The following is a 14,761-nucleotide window of genomic DNA, read 5'->3' as shown; positions in this document are numbered from 1 at the left end:
ACCGGGATGGACGCACCGCTGGTGCACCAGTTGTTCCGCCAGGAGCACAGCTGGGTAGCTAAGTGCGGACGGGATAAGCGCTGAAAGCATCTAAGCGTGAAGCCCCCCTCAAGATGAGATTTCCCAACTAGTAAGACCCCTTGAAGACGACGAGGTTGATAGGCCTGAGGTGGAAGTGCAGCAATGTATGGAGCTGACAGGTACTAATCGGTCGAGGGCTTATCCAAAATAACTAATTCGCAAATTTGTTTCGTATCCAGTTTTCAAGGATTAACGCCTTGAATTATGGCTTTGGAGAGATACCCAAGTGGCTATAAGGGGACCCTCTGCTAAGGGGTTAGACTGCGTAAGCGGTGCGAGGGTTCGAATCCCTCTCTCTCCGCCATTTGAATAAATTTAATATGGCGGCGTAGCTCAGCTGGCTAGAGCGTACGGTTCATACCCGTGAGGTCGGGGGTTCGATCCCCTCCGCCGCTACCATATTTCCGGAGGCTTAGCTCAGCTGGGAGAGCATCTGCCTTACAAGCAGAGGGTCGGGGGTTCGATCCCCTCAGCCTCCACCATGATTGATTCACAACTTGATATGCCGGTGTAGCTCAATTGGTAGAGCAACTGACTTGTAATCAGTAGGTTGGGGGTTCAAGTCCTCTCGCCGGCACCATTTTCACCAGCGCGGAGCCGTGGTGTAGAGGCCTAACATGCCTGCCTGTCACGCAGGAGACCGCGGGTTCGAATCCCGTCGGCTCCGCCATTTATTACAACTTCTATATTTCCACAGCAAAGTGGGAAAGTTACCAACTTAACCGCTTTATTTTTTTGCCAATTTCATATGGCTCGGTAGCTCAGTCGGTAGAGCAGAGGACTGAAAATCCTCGTGTCGGCGGTTCGATTCCGTCCCGAGCCACCTTTTTAACCTGGAGGCTTAGCGAAGTGGCCAAACGCAGCAGACTGTAAATCTGTTCTCTTACGAGTTCGGTGGTTCGAATCCATCAGCCTCCACCAGTTTTTGAGCCATTAGCTCAGTTGGTAGAGCACCTGACTTTTAATCAGGGTGTCGAAGGTTCGAGTCCTTCATGGCTCATGCCGAAAGATCGTCAATCGAAAGATTGGCGGTCTTTTTTTATGTTTTGAGGTCATTTATTTTGTTGTGATACAATGATATAAAATCTTTAAATTGGACAGGAAAGGCACTCCATGACAAATACCAACTGGCTGAAGCAACAAATAGAGCAGATTCTTGAGGCTCCCCTCTTAATAACGGAAATGGAGCTCGGTGCGTGGAATGAAATGACGAAGACGTCGGTTCAACCCGATTCGGCTGTAGTACGGGAGGATGGGAAGCTGCTGGGCTTATGGAAAAGCGGCACATCCACCGTGCAACTGCTTGAAGTGGAGACTGCGGCGCTTTCGGAGCGGGAACTGCGGCTGATCGAACTATTGTTGTCATACGCACGGGATGGACGTGAGCCAAAATCTTCAGGGCCATCCAGACGAGAGGATGAAGCTCGTAGTGTGGAAATGGGAGATTGGCTCCAAAATCAAATCGATCGCGGGGACTTGGATTGTCCGGTTCCGGATAACATGGGCTTAAAATCGCGCCTGCAAGGGACGATGCTCCCTTTTTTGCTAAGCGCGGAGAGCAGTTCGGGAGGCGGTATCCAGTTCGCTAAACTGAATAAGCTGCTTCGCAGTTATTTTGGCGGGGAGATCGTGCTTCTTCCGCTTAAAGAGGATTGGCTGATCCTGGTTGATGAAGGTATTCTACAGGACTTTCGCGAGGAAAGCGAACCAGGACAGGAAGCGGAACGGGACATGCTGGATGCGTTGTGCCAAGGGCTGTATGAACTGATTACGAATGAATGGGTTGGCGGAGGCCTTCAATTGGCTGCGGGCGAGCCGTTTACCGGAGACCGGCATATGGCTGCAGTGGCGGTGTCTTTGCGCGAAACCCTTCAGCTTGGCCGGGTGTTTTACGTCACGGAGCATATCTATTTTCCCTGGAAGCTTCGCTTGGAGCGGCTGATTTACAGCATTCCCGACAACCAGCGTTCGAAATTTGTAGAGGAGATCGGACGTCACTCGGAACTTTTAAAAGATGAAGAGACGAGAACGACGCTGCAGACCTTTTTTCAAATGGATTGCAATGTCAGTGAAACGGCGAAACGGTTATATATCCACCGTAATACGCTTTTGTATCGGATCGATAAGTTCAAACAAGAGACCGGGCTTGACGTACGGAGCTTTCAGGACGCGGTTTTGGTCAAGCTGGGTTTGTTATTGTACAAATTGACAAAAAGGGCGTAGGATTTTTGTGCAGTTTGTGTATAGCGCTTTCTTGCCCAGGGAGGTAAGATAGAAACATGAATTGAATCCGATTTCATTTTTGCATATCTCTTTAATATTCATTTTATTAGGAGGCTAACAATATGGCAGGCGTACGCTTAGAACACATTTACAAGAAATACCCGGGTGCTGATAAAGCAACTGTAATCGACGTTAACTTGGATATCGCGGATAAGGAGTTCCTCGTACTGGTAGGTCCATCCGGTTGCGGTAAGTCGACAACGCTTCGGATGATTGCAGGTCTGGAAGAAATCTCCGAAGGTAAATTGTACATCGGGGACCGCGTCGTGAACGACGTAGCTCCGAAAGACCGCGATATCGCGATGGTATTCCAATCCTACGCTTTGTATCCGCATATGAACGTATACCAAAACATGGCGTTCGGTCTGAAATTGCGCAAAGTGAAGAAGGAAGAAATCGATCAACGCGTTCGTGAAGCCGCTAAGATTCTCGATATCGAGCACTTGCTTGATCGTAAACCAAAGGCGCTTTCCGGTGGTCAGCGTCAACGGGTTGCCTTGGGCCGCGCGATCGTCCGCGATCCTCAAGTCTTCCTCATGGACGAACCGCTCTCGAACTTGGATGCCAAGCTGCGCGGTCAAATGCGCGCCGAAATCACGAAGCTGGTTAAACGTCTTGAAACGACTTGTATCTACGTAACGCATGATCAAACCGAGGCCATGACGATGGGTGACCGGATCGTCGTTATGCAAGACGGTATCATTCAACAAGCGGCTTCTCCGGAAGAACTGTACAACCAACCGCAAAATATTTTCGTTGCCGGATTCATCGGATCCCCGACGATGAACTTTATCAACGGTAAGATCGTTGAGCAAAACGGTGCCGTATACTTCCAAGCCGACAACATGAAGGTGGAAGTACCGCAAGGGAAAGCCGTAACTCTGAAAGAAAAAGGCTATGTGAACGGGAAGGAAGTCATCATGGGCGTGCGTCCGGAAGACATTCATGAAGAGCCGATTTTCCTGGAAGGTTCCCCGAACACGGTATTTAACGCTACGGTAGACGTAACCGAGAACCTCGGTCACGAAATGCTGTTGTACTTGAACAGCTCCTCTCCGTTGATCGCTCGCGTAGACGGACGTTCCAATACGCGTGAAGGCGACAACGTGAAATTGGCAATCGATATGAACAAAATTCATATCTTTGATAAGGAATCCGAATTGAACGTATTCTTCTCTTAATTGATAAGAGTTACGAACGGTACAGAGCCGCCCCGAATTGGGGCGGTTTTTTTATGCGGGTGCGGAGCCGCGATTGATTTACGGAGGAATTTCCTTTACGATGAATACAATGACAGCGAGAAGTAAAAGGTTGCGGTTTTTCTTTACATATTATTGCAGGCCGACTTCGGAAAAGAGCTGACTTCTCGGAAGTTAGCTATGGACTACCGTAGGCCGTTTGGGAAAGGAAGAGCAGCATGGCTAAAAAAGTAAAAGTATCCGAATTGGTAAATCAATTCGGCCTGGAGGTTGTGTCCGGCGAACAGGGGCTGAAACGGTCCATTACGGTTGACGACCTCTATCGTCCGGGATTGGAGATGGCCGGTTATTTCGAATATCATCCGCCGGAGCGGGTACAGATTCTGGGGAAAACCGAGCTGGCGTTCTATGAGATGCTTCCGCTGGCGGAACGAAAGGACCGGATGGAGCGCCTTTGCAGCAGTGAGGAGACGCCCTGCATTATCGTGACGAGATCCTGGGAGGTTCCGCAAGAGTTGGTCGATATCAGCTCGGAGAAGAATATCCCGGTATTGCGCAGCAGCATGGCGACCACGATCCTGTCCAGCCGGATTACCAGCTTCCTGGAGCGGAAGCTGGCGCCGACCGCAACGATCCATGGGGTACTCGTGGACGTGTACGGCGTCGGCATGCTGATTACCGGCAGCAGCGGGATCGGAAAGAGCGAGACGGCGCTGGAGCTGGTAAAACGCGGCCATCGCCTCATTGCCGACGATGCGGTGGAAATCCGCCAGACGTCCGATAACCAGCTCCATGGGACAGCGCCGGAATTAATCCGGCATCTGCTGGAAATCCGCGGCGTCGGCATCATCAACGTCATGACGTTGTTCGGGGCGGGCGCCATACGAAACAATAAGCGAATCACGCTCGTGGTACGCCTGGAAGCCTGGCAGCAAGAGAAGCAATACGACCGGCTGGGCCTTGATGAGGAGACTACGCGGATTATCGATACCGACGTACCGCTGGTAACGATCCCTGTCCGCCCGGGACGTAACTTGGCCGTCATTATTGAAGTTGCCGCCATGAACTTCCGCTTGAAGCGGATGGGTTATAACGCCGCGCTGCAGTTTACGACAAAGCTGACGGAGACGATTGCGGAAGATATGGACGATTTGGATTAGGAGCGTGAATGATGGGCACCTTGCTATTAAACCCGATTGCTTTTTCGATCGGTGGATTGGACGTACATTGGTATGGTTTGATTTTGGGAGCCGGCGCCCTGATGGGGCTGCTGCTCGCGATCCGGGAAGGGAAGCGGTTCAACATTCCGCAGGAGTTCTTTATGGACTTGCTGCTGCTGGGCGTTCCTTCGGCCATTATCGGTGCAAGAATTTATTTCGTCGCGTTTAAGTGGGAAGACTATAAAAATAATCTGCTGGATATTTTCAAGATCTGGAACGGAGGTATCGCCATTTATGGCGCTTTAATCGGGGCCATCATTTGCGCGGTGATCTTCGTACGGAGGCGTGGCTACAACTTCTGGCGGATTGCCGACATCTGTGCGCCTGGGCTCATCATCGGCCAAATGATCGGACGTTGGGGCAACTTTGTCAATCAGGAGGCCTATGGCGGGCCGACGACGGAAGCCTTTTTAAGGGATCATCTTCATCTCCCTTCGTTTATCGTGAATCAGATGAACGTGGCGGGCACGTTCCATCATCCGACGTTTTTGTACGAATCGCTATGGAATCTGGTCGGCTTGCTCCTTCTCTTCGTGCTGCGGAGACAGAAGTTTTTGCGAGCTGGGGAATTGTTCTTTTCCTACTTCATCTGGTATTCCATCGGCCGTTTCTTTATCGAAGCGCTCAGAACGGACAGCCTGGCGTTCCAGGGGGCGTCCTGGCTCGCTTCTTTCATCAACGGGCTGTGGGCACCGATGACCTGGCTTGGATTTGAACAAGGGTATCTTGCTCCGACCTACGGAAACGTAAGAATTTCGCAGTTGCTGGCCCTTTTGATTATCGCAGCCGCCATCGTGCTGATTATTGTACGTCGCAGAACGGTGAAAGACCTCCCGCGATACGGTGATCCCATCGTATCGACGCGCAGCCGCGAGGTAGAGAGTCTGGCGTCGGCTGCGCCTTCGGAGCAATCCGCGGAGGGATTAAACGCGAAAGAAGAGCACACCCCGAACGAACCGGAGAAGTCTCAGGCACCCAAGGAGTAGATAAAGGAGAAACCACCGCATGATAAACACCATACTATTCGATCTTGACGGGACGATCATCGATACTAATGATCTAATCATAAACACGTTTTTGCACGTACTGGAACAGCACTTCCCTCAGCAGAAATATACGAGAGAACAGATCATTCCCCACATGGGATTGACACTGGAGCAGCAGATGCAGACCTTCTCCGGCAGGGAGGAGGTCACGGACCTGGTGGCGGACTACCGTACGTATAACAACCTGCATCACGATACGCTGATCCGGGAATTTCCCCGGGTCAAGGAAGTGATTGCCGAGCTGCACGAGCGCGGCATCACCATGGGGATCGTGACGACGAAAATCAAGCCGACCACGATTCGGGCACTGGACTACTTCGATCTCAAAGAATATATGTCCACCATCGTCACCGTGCAGGACGTAACACATCCCAAGCCACATCCGGAGCCGGTCTTAACCGCGCTTCGCAACCTGGGCGCCGATCCGGACAAGACGCTGATGGTGGGCGACAGTGCCGCCGATATTCAGTCCGCGAAAGCGGCGGGCGTGAAAGCCGCCGGGGTGGCCTGGTCACTGAAGGGCGTGGACGTGCTTAAGCAATACAATCCCGATTATATCCTCGAGGATATGATGGACCTGTACGGCGTATTGGGATGGGAGCCTGTGAACAAGTGAGGAAGGTCACGCGGTATCCGGTGGAAGGGCCGAATGCATTGTGGCAGTTGTACCGGACAGTAAGCCCGTGGAAGGGCGTTAAAAACTTTATTTTTATCCAGATTAGCCGATATTGTCCGGTCCTCTCCTGGAAAAACTGGATCTACCGCCGCATGCTTGGCATGAAGGTAGGGGAGCATACCGCCTTCGGCCTGATGGTGATGGTGGATGTGTTTTTTCCGGAGCTGATCACGATTGGGCGGAATTCGGTCATCGGGTACAACACGACCATTCTCGCGCATGAGTACTTGATCAAGGAGTACCGGCTGGGCGAGGTGCGGATCGGCGATGAGGTGCTCATCGGAGCGAATACAACGATCCTGCCCGGAGTTACGATTGGGGACGGAGCGGTGGTCGCCGCCGGTTCGGTGGTCCACAAAGATGTGGCCCCCGGTACGTTTGTGGGGGGAAATCCATTGCGGGTGATTGAACGCAAGAGCCCGGAAGGCGGAAGCCAAGGGAATGGCGAGGAAACCTAGCATGTCAAAAAGAAGGGGCTGTCTCCCCGGTAGATGATCTACCGGTTGGAGGCAGCCCTTTTTGCGTATTATTTGAGCTTGATGCGGAATTCTATGGGTTGTTGAGTGATATGGTCAGTATAGATAGTATAGGGAAAAGTTAAAGGCTGGGAATACTCTTGCGAACTTATTGTAATCGAGCTGTCTTCTTTCGAAAAAGAGCCTTCTTGTATGCTATATTCTTTGCCGCTTTGGTCCGTGAAATTGCCCTTGAAGGAAATTGAAGACTCCGGATTCTGCTTGGTGATCGGGTGTTGTATATGCAATTCGGTTTTATCTTTGGTGCGTTTGATTTCTTTTAGCCGCATCGGGGAGTCGGGACCGAGTGTTTGTTTTTCGGTATCGATGATCAGTTTCCCTTTTTCCGCGGTATTGCCAGTAATCCCCGTAGCCCGCAGCGTTACCTCGGAGTAATCTTTATAGTAAAGAGTATCAAAACGTATAGCCGACAGCGAGCGGGCTTCACTACTTAACAGTTCTGATTTGCTATCGCGGGGGACTAGAAAGTATTGAAACTGATCTTTCCTAGTCTCGCCCAGGTATAACTTGGCATTTTTCAGGTTAGCTACACCCTCTTTTTTAAGCTTCGAAGTTGCTTTAAACTCCAGGGTGGTGCTAAGCGGATTTAGAACCGCTCGGGTTAGCTTGAGTTGATGCTCCCCGATTTGTACGACTTGATTGACAGGTACGGATTTCTCTAAATTTGTGAACTTTTCTTTGTCCAATTGGAGAGGTATGCTCAGATCCAGTTTTTTTGAGGAAGAACCGAAATCCAACTCCACCTCCTCCGAAAACATCATTTGACCCGGCGTATCCTGAAACTGCAAGGTGTAATAGTAGGATTTGCTCGGTTTATTTCGATTCTCATAACTCAAGTTAGAGTCAAATGAGGAAAGGCCGTATTTTTTCGCTTCGGCCAATGTATCTTCGTTTGCATTGAAAAAATTCCCCTGAATTTCCTTTACTGCGGTGTTATTCAGATTCTCGGCGTTCACGAAAATAATCATCGTTCGGTTATCCGCCAACACCCCGTCCACCGTCAGACGATACCCGTCCTTTTCGGTGGCTTTATTAATGGGCTGATACAGGCCGTTTTCCGCAGCCTTTTTCATAGCCTCGGACATCATCGACAGCACGCGCTCCGGAATGGAGGACGATGGCGAATTCCCCATGACCGTCATTGTGCCCGAATCAGCCGGCGGCCAAAGCTGCCATCCGAACAAAACGGCCAGACCGCAGGCCAGCACACCGGCTGCGAAGGTGACACGCCGTCGCAGGCCGACATTACGTCTTCTCGCCTTGCCCAGCTCCAGTCCCTGACGGATCGCCGTCTCCAGTCTCTGATCGCTGATCCGCTCTTCCGCCTGGCGGACATTTTCCAACATTTGCGGCAAATCCCACTCCTCTTTTTGATGCTCAGCCATAATACACCTCACCTCCCCAAGTCATTTGCCCCCGGAGCTGCTTCAGTCCTTTGTGCAGCCAGGTTTTCACGGTTCCTTCCGGTCGGTCGAGAATCCGCGCAATCTCCGTAAGGGTCATGTCTTGATAATATTTTAAAGTCAGCACATGCCTGTATTTCGGCTTTAGCCGCTCCAGAGCGATCTCCAGGTCCAGCTTATGAACGCTGACCATTTCTCCCGAGGACGGCAGCGTCAATGCCGTTAACGGCAGCGTGCGCTTTCTCCGCTTCTGTTCGTCGATGCACACGTGGATCAAAATGCGGATCAACCAGGGGATAAAGGCGTCCGGTTCCTTAAGCTGCCGGTATTTTAGCCAGGCTTTGCAGACCGTCTCCTGGACGGCGTCCAAAGCATCGGACTCGTTCCTCAAGTAGCTGAACGCGATGCCGTAAAGTTTTCTTTTTTGCGAGGATACCAGATAGTAAAAGGCGGTTTCATCGCCCTGGCATGCGGCAGCGGCCCATTCTCGTTCTTCCATGCCTGCGGGCTCCTTCCCGTAAGTAAATAATAATACAGCTCAAGCTCAGGGAATTTACCGGCCGGTAATTGTCATCCCTAACTATAAAGACGCCTGGTACTCCAGAACGGTTTTACTTAAATAGATTTCCTTATTTGGGGATCAAAGGTATGATGGAAGAGAGCAATCTGGCAAAATTGTGGAAGCGTGGCTGTTTTCAGGTTCAATTCAGCTTGAAAGGGTAACTTAATGATATTCACTTATGTCTTTTTGTGCGTTCGGCGCGAAGTGGAGAAGGTCATATCAGGAAACCTATGCAGACTGGAGTTGATCACGTGCAACTGCAAGCGAAAGAAAGGCTGCCTCAGCTCGATCTCTTTCGGGCCTTTGCGATTTTCAGTGTCATTCAGGTCCACGCCACTTCCTATGCCGCGGGGTGGCAGGCGCTGGAGGCGCCGGGTTTTTACTTCTATAACTGGATGAACATATTTTTTAGAATCGGTACCAGCTCGTTTATCTTCTTGAGCAGCTTCGTCCTCTTCTACAACTATTATGATAAACCGGTGAACCAAAGCTTGATCGGGCGTTTTTACAAAAAGCGGTTGACCTATATTATCCTACCTTATATTCTTGTATCCTTCTGTTATTTTCTCGTGGTTGTCTGGATTCAAAGGGACTTCCTGAACCAGTCCGTTGCGCAGCTACTGCAATCTTTAGTTGTGAAACTGCTGACGGGGACGGCTTATACGCACTTGTATTTTATTTTTATCAGCATTCAGTTTTATATCTTATTTCCGTTATTGCTGGGATTGGTGCAGTGGATGAGGAACAGGAATTGGCCGGCATTCTGGATCTTTCCGGCGGGTCTGGCGGTTCAGTGGGCCTTTTTCTTCTGGAACAAATATCACCTCGAACTGCCGAACAAAGGAAGCTATGCGCCGTCCTATATGTCGTTCTACATGCTAGGGGCTGTAGTGGCGATCTATTTCGAGCCGATCAAAGCCTGGCTGACAACGGCATGGAATCAGGCTACCTCCCGGCAAAAAATCGGAACCGTCCTGTTATGGGGCGGTTGGCTTGTCCTGTCCATTGTCGATGTTCAGCTGTACTACGCGTTCAGAACCGGAGCGTACGTGGCGGGAACGACCACGTTCGAACTGGTGTGGAACGCACACCTGCTGCTCTCGGCGCTGGTGCTGATGAAGGCCGCATTTCTGGTGCACCGCAAGGGCACGAAGTTCTGGGTCAGAGCTTTGACCCGGCTGGGCGAACTGTCTTTCGCCATCTACCTGTTTCATCCGGTGGTGCTGCTGGTCTATCGGATGTTCCGCAATCGGCTCGCGGGGGACCAAATCGCGGTCGCTTATTTCTTTTTTATCCTGGGCGGTTCGGCCTGCGCGTTGTTCCTCTCCTGGATTTTCGTTCAGGTCTGTTTTAAAAGACTGCCTTTCGCTTCGGTGTTTCTGGGCAGCGTCCCCGGTTCCTTGAAGCGGAGGAAGGAACAACCGCTTCAGGACACCGCTTCTTCCGCATCCGTAAATGTGAATATGTAGGCTCATTCCAATAACAAAGGGGTGCTGATTAAACCGTTACGCACGGTTCGATCGGCACCCCTGTTACTTGCGGTTACACTTTAAACTTGCTTACGGTTTCCTGCAGCTCTTCCGCCATTTTGCTTAATAAAGCGGAAGATGCGCTGATCTCCTGCATGGAAGCCAGCTGCTCTTCCGTGCTGGCGGCGACTTGTTCGATGCTGGCCGCGGTATCCTCGGAAATCATGGCTACCGCTTCCACGGATTTCAGCACTTTCACCGAATCGGCAACCATCGCTTCCGCCGCTTGGGAAACCTGCTCGATTTCGCGGGTGACTTCGGTGATGGAATCCAGGATGTGCCCGAAAGCCACTCCCGCGGAATCCGCCATGTTGACGCCCCGCAATACCTCTTGAATCACCTGTTCCATGCTGGCGGCCGTCACCTGGGTGTCCCGCTGAATCGCGGCCACCGATTCGGTAATATGGCTGGCGGAGCTGCCGGATTGGTCGGCGAGCTTTTTGATTTCGGAGGCGACCACGGCAAATCCTTTGCCCTGTTCGCCGGCGCGCGCCGCTTCAATGGACGCGTTCAGTGCCAGCAGATGAGTCTGGTTGGCAATTTCCGTAATCATTTGCGTGAAGCTGTCGATTTCTTTGGACCGTTCACCCAGACTGGATACTTCCTGAGCCAGCTTTCTCACGGTTTCGCCGATCGCTTTCATCTGATCGACAACGGATTGCACACTGCCGTTTCCTTCCTCGGCGGTCTGCTGCGTGTGCTCCACGGATTGGACGACCTCATGCGTACTATTGGAGATTTCCTGCATTTGAGCAGCCATACGATTAATGTCATCCCGGGTGCTGCCGATTTCCGTCACCTGCTGGCCGGTGCCGATCGCGACCATTTGCGCGGTCTCCGCCACCTGCTTGCCGGAGGCCGTGATTTGGTCGGAGCTGGCGGTCAGCTCTTCCGCGGAGGCCGCAAGCTGCATGGAATTATTGTTAACCTTGTAGAGCAGAGAGCGTAGTGAAGCGGCCATGGTATTAAAATTATGACCCAAAATCCCCAGCTCATCGTTCCGTTTGATCTGAATATCCTGCGTGAGATCCCCTTCGCTGATCGCCAGGGAAGCCCGGCTGATTTGACGGAGAGGCTTCAAGATGGAAAAGATGATTAAGAAGATAAACAAGGCACCCACAAGGATAGAAACGACAAGGACGAGAACCGTCGATTTAAGGATTGGGGACGCTTGCGCCGCAACCTCGGACTGATACAGGGTCCCGACGATTTTCCATCCGGTCGACGCGTTGGTGGAGAAAATCATCCTTTTCTCTTCTTTGTCTGCTTTATAATCGAGGCGTCCGCTTTCATTTTTGTAAATGTTCTCAATAATGGGGCTGTTGTCTGCGGAAGAACCGACCTCACTAGTGGGGTGATAGACGAATTTCTTATCCTGATCGAGCAGGAAGATGTAGCCTTCGGACCCGATCTTCACGCTTTTCGTCACTAATGACAGTTTCTCGATGGCGACGGACATGGCCACTACACCTTGCCCGTCCGGGATAGCTTTAGCCAAAGTAACGACCTGATTTCCCGTTGCCGCGGAAGGATAAGGGGAGGTGACGATAACCTTACCTTTCTCCGCTAAAGCCTGCTTATACCAGCCCCGTTCGGTGGGTTTATAGTCCGCCGCCATTTTGGTGGCGTCCGAAGAGTCCATATATAAACCCTGGCTCGTTCCGACAAACACCATCTCCGTGTCGGTGTCGGCGTTTTTGGTGATTTGCAGCTGTTTTTTTACACTGTCGCTAGCGCCCAGGTTTGATTGGGTTCCCTGCTCGATCGTGGACAAGTCCACATTATGCGACAGAACCTCGACTTCTTTCTTCTTCGAATCAAAATATTCATTCAGCAGCGCGTCCAGGAGCCGTACATTCTCCTCAGCGGTCTGGGCCATCTGCTCATCCACGTTCTGCTTGGCCGTATTGTAGGAAACCGTGGACAGCAGGATGGTAGGAACGATAAGGAGGACCGCGAAAGCTCCAATCAGCTTGTTTTTGATGGAGAAAAAAACGACTTTGGTAGCGGATGTTGTCTGACTTTCCGTGATGCGCTTGTTCCGTAGTGTTGTCATCGCTCGCGAGCACTCCTCTAAAAAGATATAATTACGGATATAATCGACAAAAGTCGACATTTTTTTTATAGTTTTTAAATTTTTTCAGATGAAAATTTTGTTTCATGAACCATAGCTCGCAGGAACTAATCCTTCACCAGAGTGCCTCGATCTTCTGAGTGCGTTGTCCATGTTGCTCAGTTCCGTCGTCCTCTCGCATTGTCCTCTCGCATTAACGGGAATTTCTCCCGTTAATTTCGACCCAGGGGTGGGGCCTCTCCCAATTAGCTGGATTTTCTCCCGCTAATTCAGCCCATTTTGGCCGATCCGGCCCGATCGCGGCAAATTAGCGGGACTATTTCCAGGTAATTTTCGCTCCTGGCCATTTGCGCGTCATTTAACGGGAGGTTTTCCCGTTAATCTGTCGCCTGGGCGCCTAACCATTGCTAATCATGGGCCCAAGTGGGGCCAACCATGCCAACTATGGCCCAATCATGGCCGTGTCCGACCGCAAGGTTAGGTCCAGGTCCTCGCCGAGACAAACACTGTCAAAGCTCAAACTTGCCGCTTTCTTCTACCGTAACTACACACCGCAGGCAGATCATATTACTCAACTAACTCCGATGCGGAACATGTAATTCCTACTAAAGGAAGGGTAAAATAAGAAGTAATGATGAACGAGATTCGGCCGGGGAGAGCGTTGACGGTTCGGGAACAAATATGTTACGATATGGCATAATCTTTAGTTTGGTAGTATGGTAGCACTTTAATATATTAAAGTAATCATCCGAGCCATTACATGAATTGAGCCATTATAGATGAGGTGAGCGTGTTGTCGAAACCGAAAGGCTTTGAAAAACCGGCAGGTGTCCGCGACTATTTGCCCTTTGCGGCCGAGAAGCTGCGAGCGATCGAGCGGAGCGTCCTGGATTGCATGGCCGGGTGGGGGTATCGTCAAATCATGACGCCGACCATGGAGTATTACGATACGGTGGGCGTGGCCAGTTCCACCTCCGACCGGAAGCTGTTCAAGCTGTTGAACAATAGAGGGACGACTATAGTCCTTCGCTCGGATATGACCGCCCCGATCGCCCGGGTGGTCTCCTCCATGCTGAAGGAAGAGCCGCTGCCCTTGCGCCTGTCTTACCACGCCAATGTGTTTCGGGCGATTGAGGAAGAGGCGGGCAGGGAAGCCGAGTTTTTTCAGACCGGCGTCGAGCTGGTGGGGGACGATTCCCCGGAAGCGGATGCCGAGGTCGTCGCTTTGGCCGTGGCTTCCCTCAAAGCGGCCGGCGTCAAGTCGTTTAAGATCGCGCTGGGCCATGTCGGCTTTCTGAACGGGCTGCTGGAAGAAGCGATTCCGGGACGGGAAGAAGACCGGGAAATCCTGAAAGAGGGGCTGCTGCACCGCGACTACGTCGGCTATCGGGAAACGCTGGCCGGCTTGGCTTTATCGGGGCGGCAGCGCGAGGAGCTCGAGGGCATTCTCCGCCTGCGCGGCGGCAAGGAGATCTGCAAGCAGGCGCTCGAGCTCAGCGGCAACGCGCTGGCCCGGGAAGCGGTGCAGCATCTCAGCGCGGTGTGGGACGCGCTGGAGGATTACGGTGTAGCGCGGCATGTCATGATCGATCTGACGATGATCGGCGACTTTTCCTACTACACCGGGATGACGTTTGAGGGGTATGCCGCCGAGCTCGGCTTCCCCGTCTGCAGCGGCGGACGCTACGATAATCTGCTGCAGCAGTTCGGGCGACCGGCTCCGGCGACCGGCTTCGCGCTCAAGACGAGCCGGATTCTCGACGGCGTTGAAGGGATCGACGTCGTTCGCGAGCTGCCGCTGCTGCTGCAGTACGACGCGGCCAACCGGAAGCGGGCTTTCGCCGAAGCGGAGCGGCTGCGTGACGAGGGACGCAGCGTGATCCTGCGCCGCGTGGAAGAGCCGGCCGAGAAGCTTGGCGAAACGGTCGCCAAGGAGATCAAGAGCGGACCGCTGGGCCCGGCATACGGGGAAATCCGAACGTATACGAGTTTTTAGGCAGCCGAACTCCATTCGTCAAATAACGGGAAAACCTCCTGTTATTTTGTCTTTGAGTAGGCGTGGCGTAACAATAACGGGAAAACTTCCAGCTAATTCTTCCGTTCAAAGCGATTATCCCGACGGAAGGGCAAATTAGCGGCAGGTGTTCCTGCT

At 52.0% G+C, this 14,761-nt stretch carries 11 protein-coding genes, 8 tRNA genes and 1 rRNA gene; 17 read left to right on the top strand and 3 right to left on the bottom strand.

Translation table 11 applies throughout. From position 1 onward, the window contains the following. The 15 genes from LBW89_RS05025 to LBW89_RS04955 all read left to right on the top strand — a co-directional run. Positions 1-227 (top strand): 23S ribosomal RNA (locus LBW89_RS05025); the annotation flags it as partial. 66 nt (positions 228-293) lie between these two features. Beyond that, a tRNA-Ser gene (locus LBW89_RS05020) sits at positions 294-385 on the top strand. An 18-nt stretch (positions 386-403) separates the two neighbouring features. Then, a tRNA-Met gene (locus LBW89_RS05015) sits at positions 404-480 on the top strand. A 7-nt stretch (positions 481-487) separates the two neighbouring features. Continuing rightward, positions 488-563 (top strand) — tRNA-Val (locus LBW89_RS05010). Between the two features lie 22 nt (positions 564-585). Continuing rightward, positions 586-661, top strand: a tRNA-Thr gene (locus tag LBW89_RS05005). 13 nt (positions 662-674) lie between these two features. Continuing rightward, positions 675-751, top strand: a tRNA-Asp gene (locus LBW89_RS05000). A gap of 80 nt (positions 752-831) precedes the next feature. Further along, positions 832-904, top strand: a tRNA-Phe gene (locus LBW89_RS04995). Positions 905-916: 12 nt separating this feature from the next. After that, a tRNA-Tyr gene (locus LBW89_RS04990) sits at positions 917-1,002 on the top strand. 6 nt (positions 1,003-1,008) lie between these two features. Beyond that, a tRNA-Lys gene (locus LBW89_RS04985) sits at positions 1,009-1,081 on the top strand. A 113-nt stretch (positions 1,082-1,194) separates the two neighbouring features. Beyond that, complete coding sequence (locus tag LBW89_RS04980) at positions 1,195-2,304, top strand: PucR family transcriptional regulator (RefSeq protein ID WP_225038671.1); 1,110 nt, start codon at positions 1,195-1,197, stop codon at positions 2,302-2,304. A 122-nt stretch (positions 2,305-2,426) separates the two neighbouring features. Beyond that, positions 2,427-3,545 (top strand): ABC transporter ATP-binding protein, encoded by a 1,119-nt coding sequence (locus LBW89_RS04975; protein WP_148454605.1) that lies wholly within the window; start codon positions 2,427-2,429, stop codon positions 3,543-3,545. A gap of 236 nt (positions 3,546-3,781) precedes the next feature. Next, entirely contained in the window at positions 3,782-4,723 is a 942-nt protein-coding gene (hprK, locus tag LBW89_RS04970) for an HPr(Ser) kinase/phosphatase (protein WP_148454607.1), read from the top strand. A gap of 11 nt (positions 4,724-4,734) precedes the next feature. Then, positions 4,735-5,769 carry a prolipoprotein diacylglyceryl transferase gene (gene lgt, locus LBW89_RS04965; RefSeq protein ID WP_225038682.1) on the top strand — a complete coding sequence of 345 codons (1,035 nt, stop codon included), beginning with the start codon at positions 4,735-4,737 and terminating at the stop codon, positions 5,767-5,769. A gap of 19 nt (positions 5,770-5,788) precedes the next feature. Continuing rightward, positions 5,789-6,445 carry a pyrophosphatase PpaX gene (gene ppaX, locus LBW89_RS04960; RefSeq protein ID WP_225038670.1) on the top strand — a complete coding sequence of 219 codons (657 nt, stop codon included), beginning with the start codon at positions 5,789-5,791 and terminating at the stop codon, positions 6,443-6,445. After that, positions 6,442-6,963: an acyltransferase gene (locus LBW89_RS04955; RefSeq protein ID WP_211373328.1), complete on the top strand. Its 522-nt coding sequence runs from the start codon at positions 6,442-6,444 to the stop codon at positions 6,961-6,963. Before ppaX ends, LBW89_RS04955 begins: the two co-directional genes overlap by 4 nt. A gap of 68 nt (positions 6,964-7,031) precedes the next feature. Here LBW89_RS04955 and LBW89_RS04950 read toward each other — a convergent pair whose 3' ends face one another. After that, positions 7,032-8,426: a DUF4179 domain-containing protein gene (locus LBW89_RS04950; protein WP_225038669.1), complete on the bottom strand. Its 1,395-nt coding sequence runs from the start codon at positions 8,424-8,426 to the stop codon at positions 7,032-7,034. Continuing rightward, positions 8,419-8,943 (bottom strand): sigma-70 family RNA polymerase sigma factor, encoded by a 525-nt coding sequence (locus LBW89_RS04945; RefSeq protein WP_225038668.1) that lies wholly within the window; start codon positions 8,941-8,943, stop codon positions 8,419-8,421. Before LBW89_RS04945 ends, LBW89_RS04950 begins: the two co-directional genes overlap by 8 nt. 314 nt (positions 8,944-9,257) lie before the next feature. Between LBW89_RS04945 and LBW89_RS04940 the strand changes: the two genes are divergently transcribed. Beyond that, positions 9,258-10,475 (top strand): acyltransferase, encoded by a 1,218-nt coding sequence (locus LBW89_RS04940; RefSeq protein ID WP_225038667.1) that lies wholly within the window; start codon positions 9,258-9,260, stop codon positions 10,473-10,475. 73 nt (positions 10,476-10,548) lie between these two features. Here LBW89_RS04940 and LBW89_RS04935 read toward each other — a convergent pair whose 3' ends face one another. Next, positions 10,549-12,591, bottom strand: a complete 2,043-nt coding sequence (locus tag LBW89_RS04935; protein WP_225038666.1) for a methyl-accepting chemotaxis protein — start codon at positions 12,589-12,591, stop codon at positions 10,549-10,551. Positions 12,592-13,402: 811 nt separating this feature from the next. On the opposite strand from LBW89_RS04935, the gene LBW89_RS04930 reads away from it, so the two are divergent. Continuing rightward, complete coding sequence (locus tag LBW89_RS04930) at positions 13,403-14,605, top strand: ATP phosphoribosyltransferase regulatory subunit (RefSeq protein WP_225038665.1); 1,203 nt, start codon at positions 13,403-13,405, stop codon at positions 14,603-14,605. Positions 14,606-14,761: the final 156 nt, after the last annotated feature.

Source organism: Paenibacillus sp. alder61, from assembly GCF_020179875.1.
Taxonomy (GTDB): domain Bacteria; phylum Bacillota; class Bacilli; order Paenibacillales; family Paenibacillaceae; genus Fontibacillus; species Fontibacillus faecis.
The sequence above is the reverse complement of the archived record's forward strand: the minus strand, read 5'-3'. Positions and strand labels throughout refer to the sequence as shown.

Bases quoted from the DNA above. Each gene is read 5' to 3' on its own strand.
- LBW89_RS04980 (WP_225038671.1), top strand. From the start codon at position 1,195: ATGACAAATACCAACTGGCTGAAGCAACAAATAGAGCAGATTCTTGAG.
- LBW89_RS04975 (WP_148454605.1), top strand. From the start codon at position 2,427: ATGGCAGGCGTACGCTTAGAACACATTTACAAGAAATACCCGGGTGCT.
- hprK (WP_148454607.1), top strand. From the start codon at position 3,782: ATGGCTAAAAAAGTAAAAGTATCCGAATTGGTAAATCAATTCGGCCTG.
- lgt (WP_225038682.1), top strand. From the start codon at position 4,735: ATGGGCACCTTGCTATTAAACCCGATTGCTTTTTCGATCGGTGGATTG.
- ppaX (WP_225038670.1), top strand. From the start codon at position 5,789: ATGATAAACACCATACTATTCGATCTTGACGGGACGATCATCGATACT.
- LBW89_RS04950 (WP_225038669.1), bottom strand. From the start codon at position 8,426: ATGGCTGAGCATCAAAAAGAGGAGTGGGATTTGCCGCAAATGTTGGAA.
- LBW89_RS04945 (WP_225038668.1), bottom strand. From the start codon at position 8,943: ATGGAAGAACGAGAATGGGCCGCTGCCGCATGCCAGGGCGATGAAACC.
- LBW89_RS04935 (WP_225038666.1), bottom strand. From the start codon at position 12,591: ATGACAACACTACGGAACAAGCGCATCACGGAAAGTCAGACAACATCC.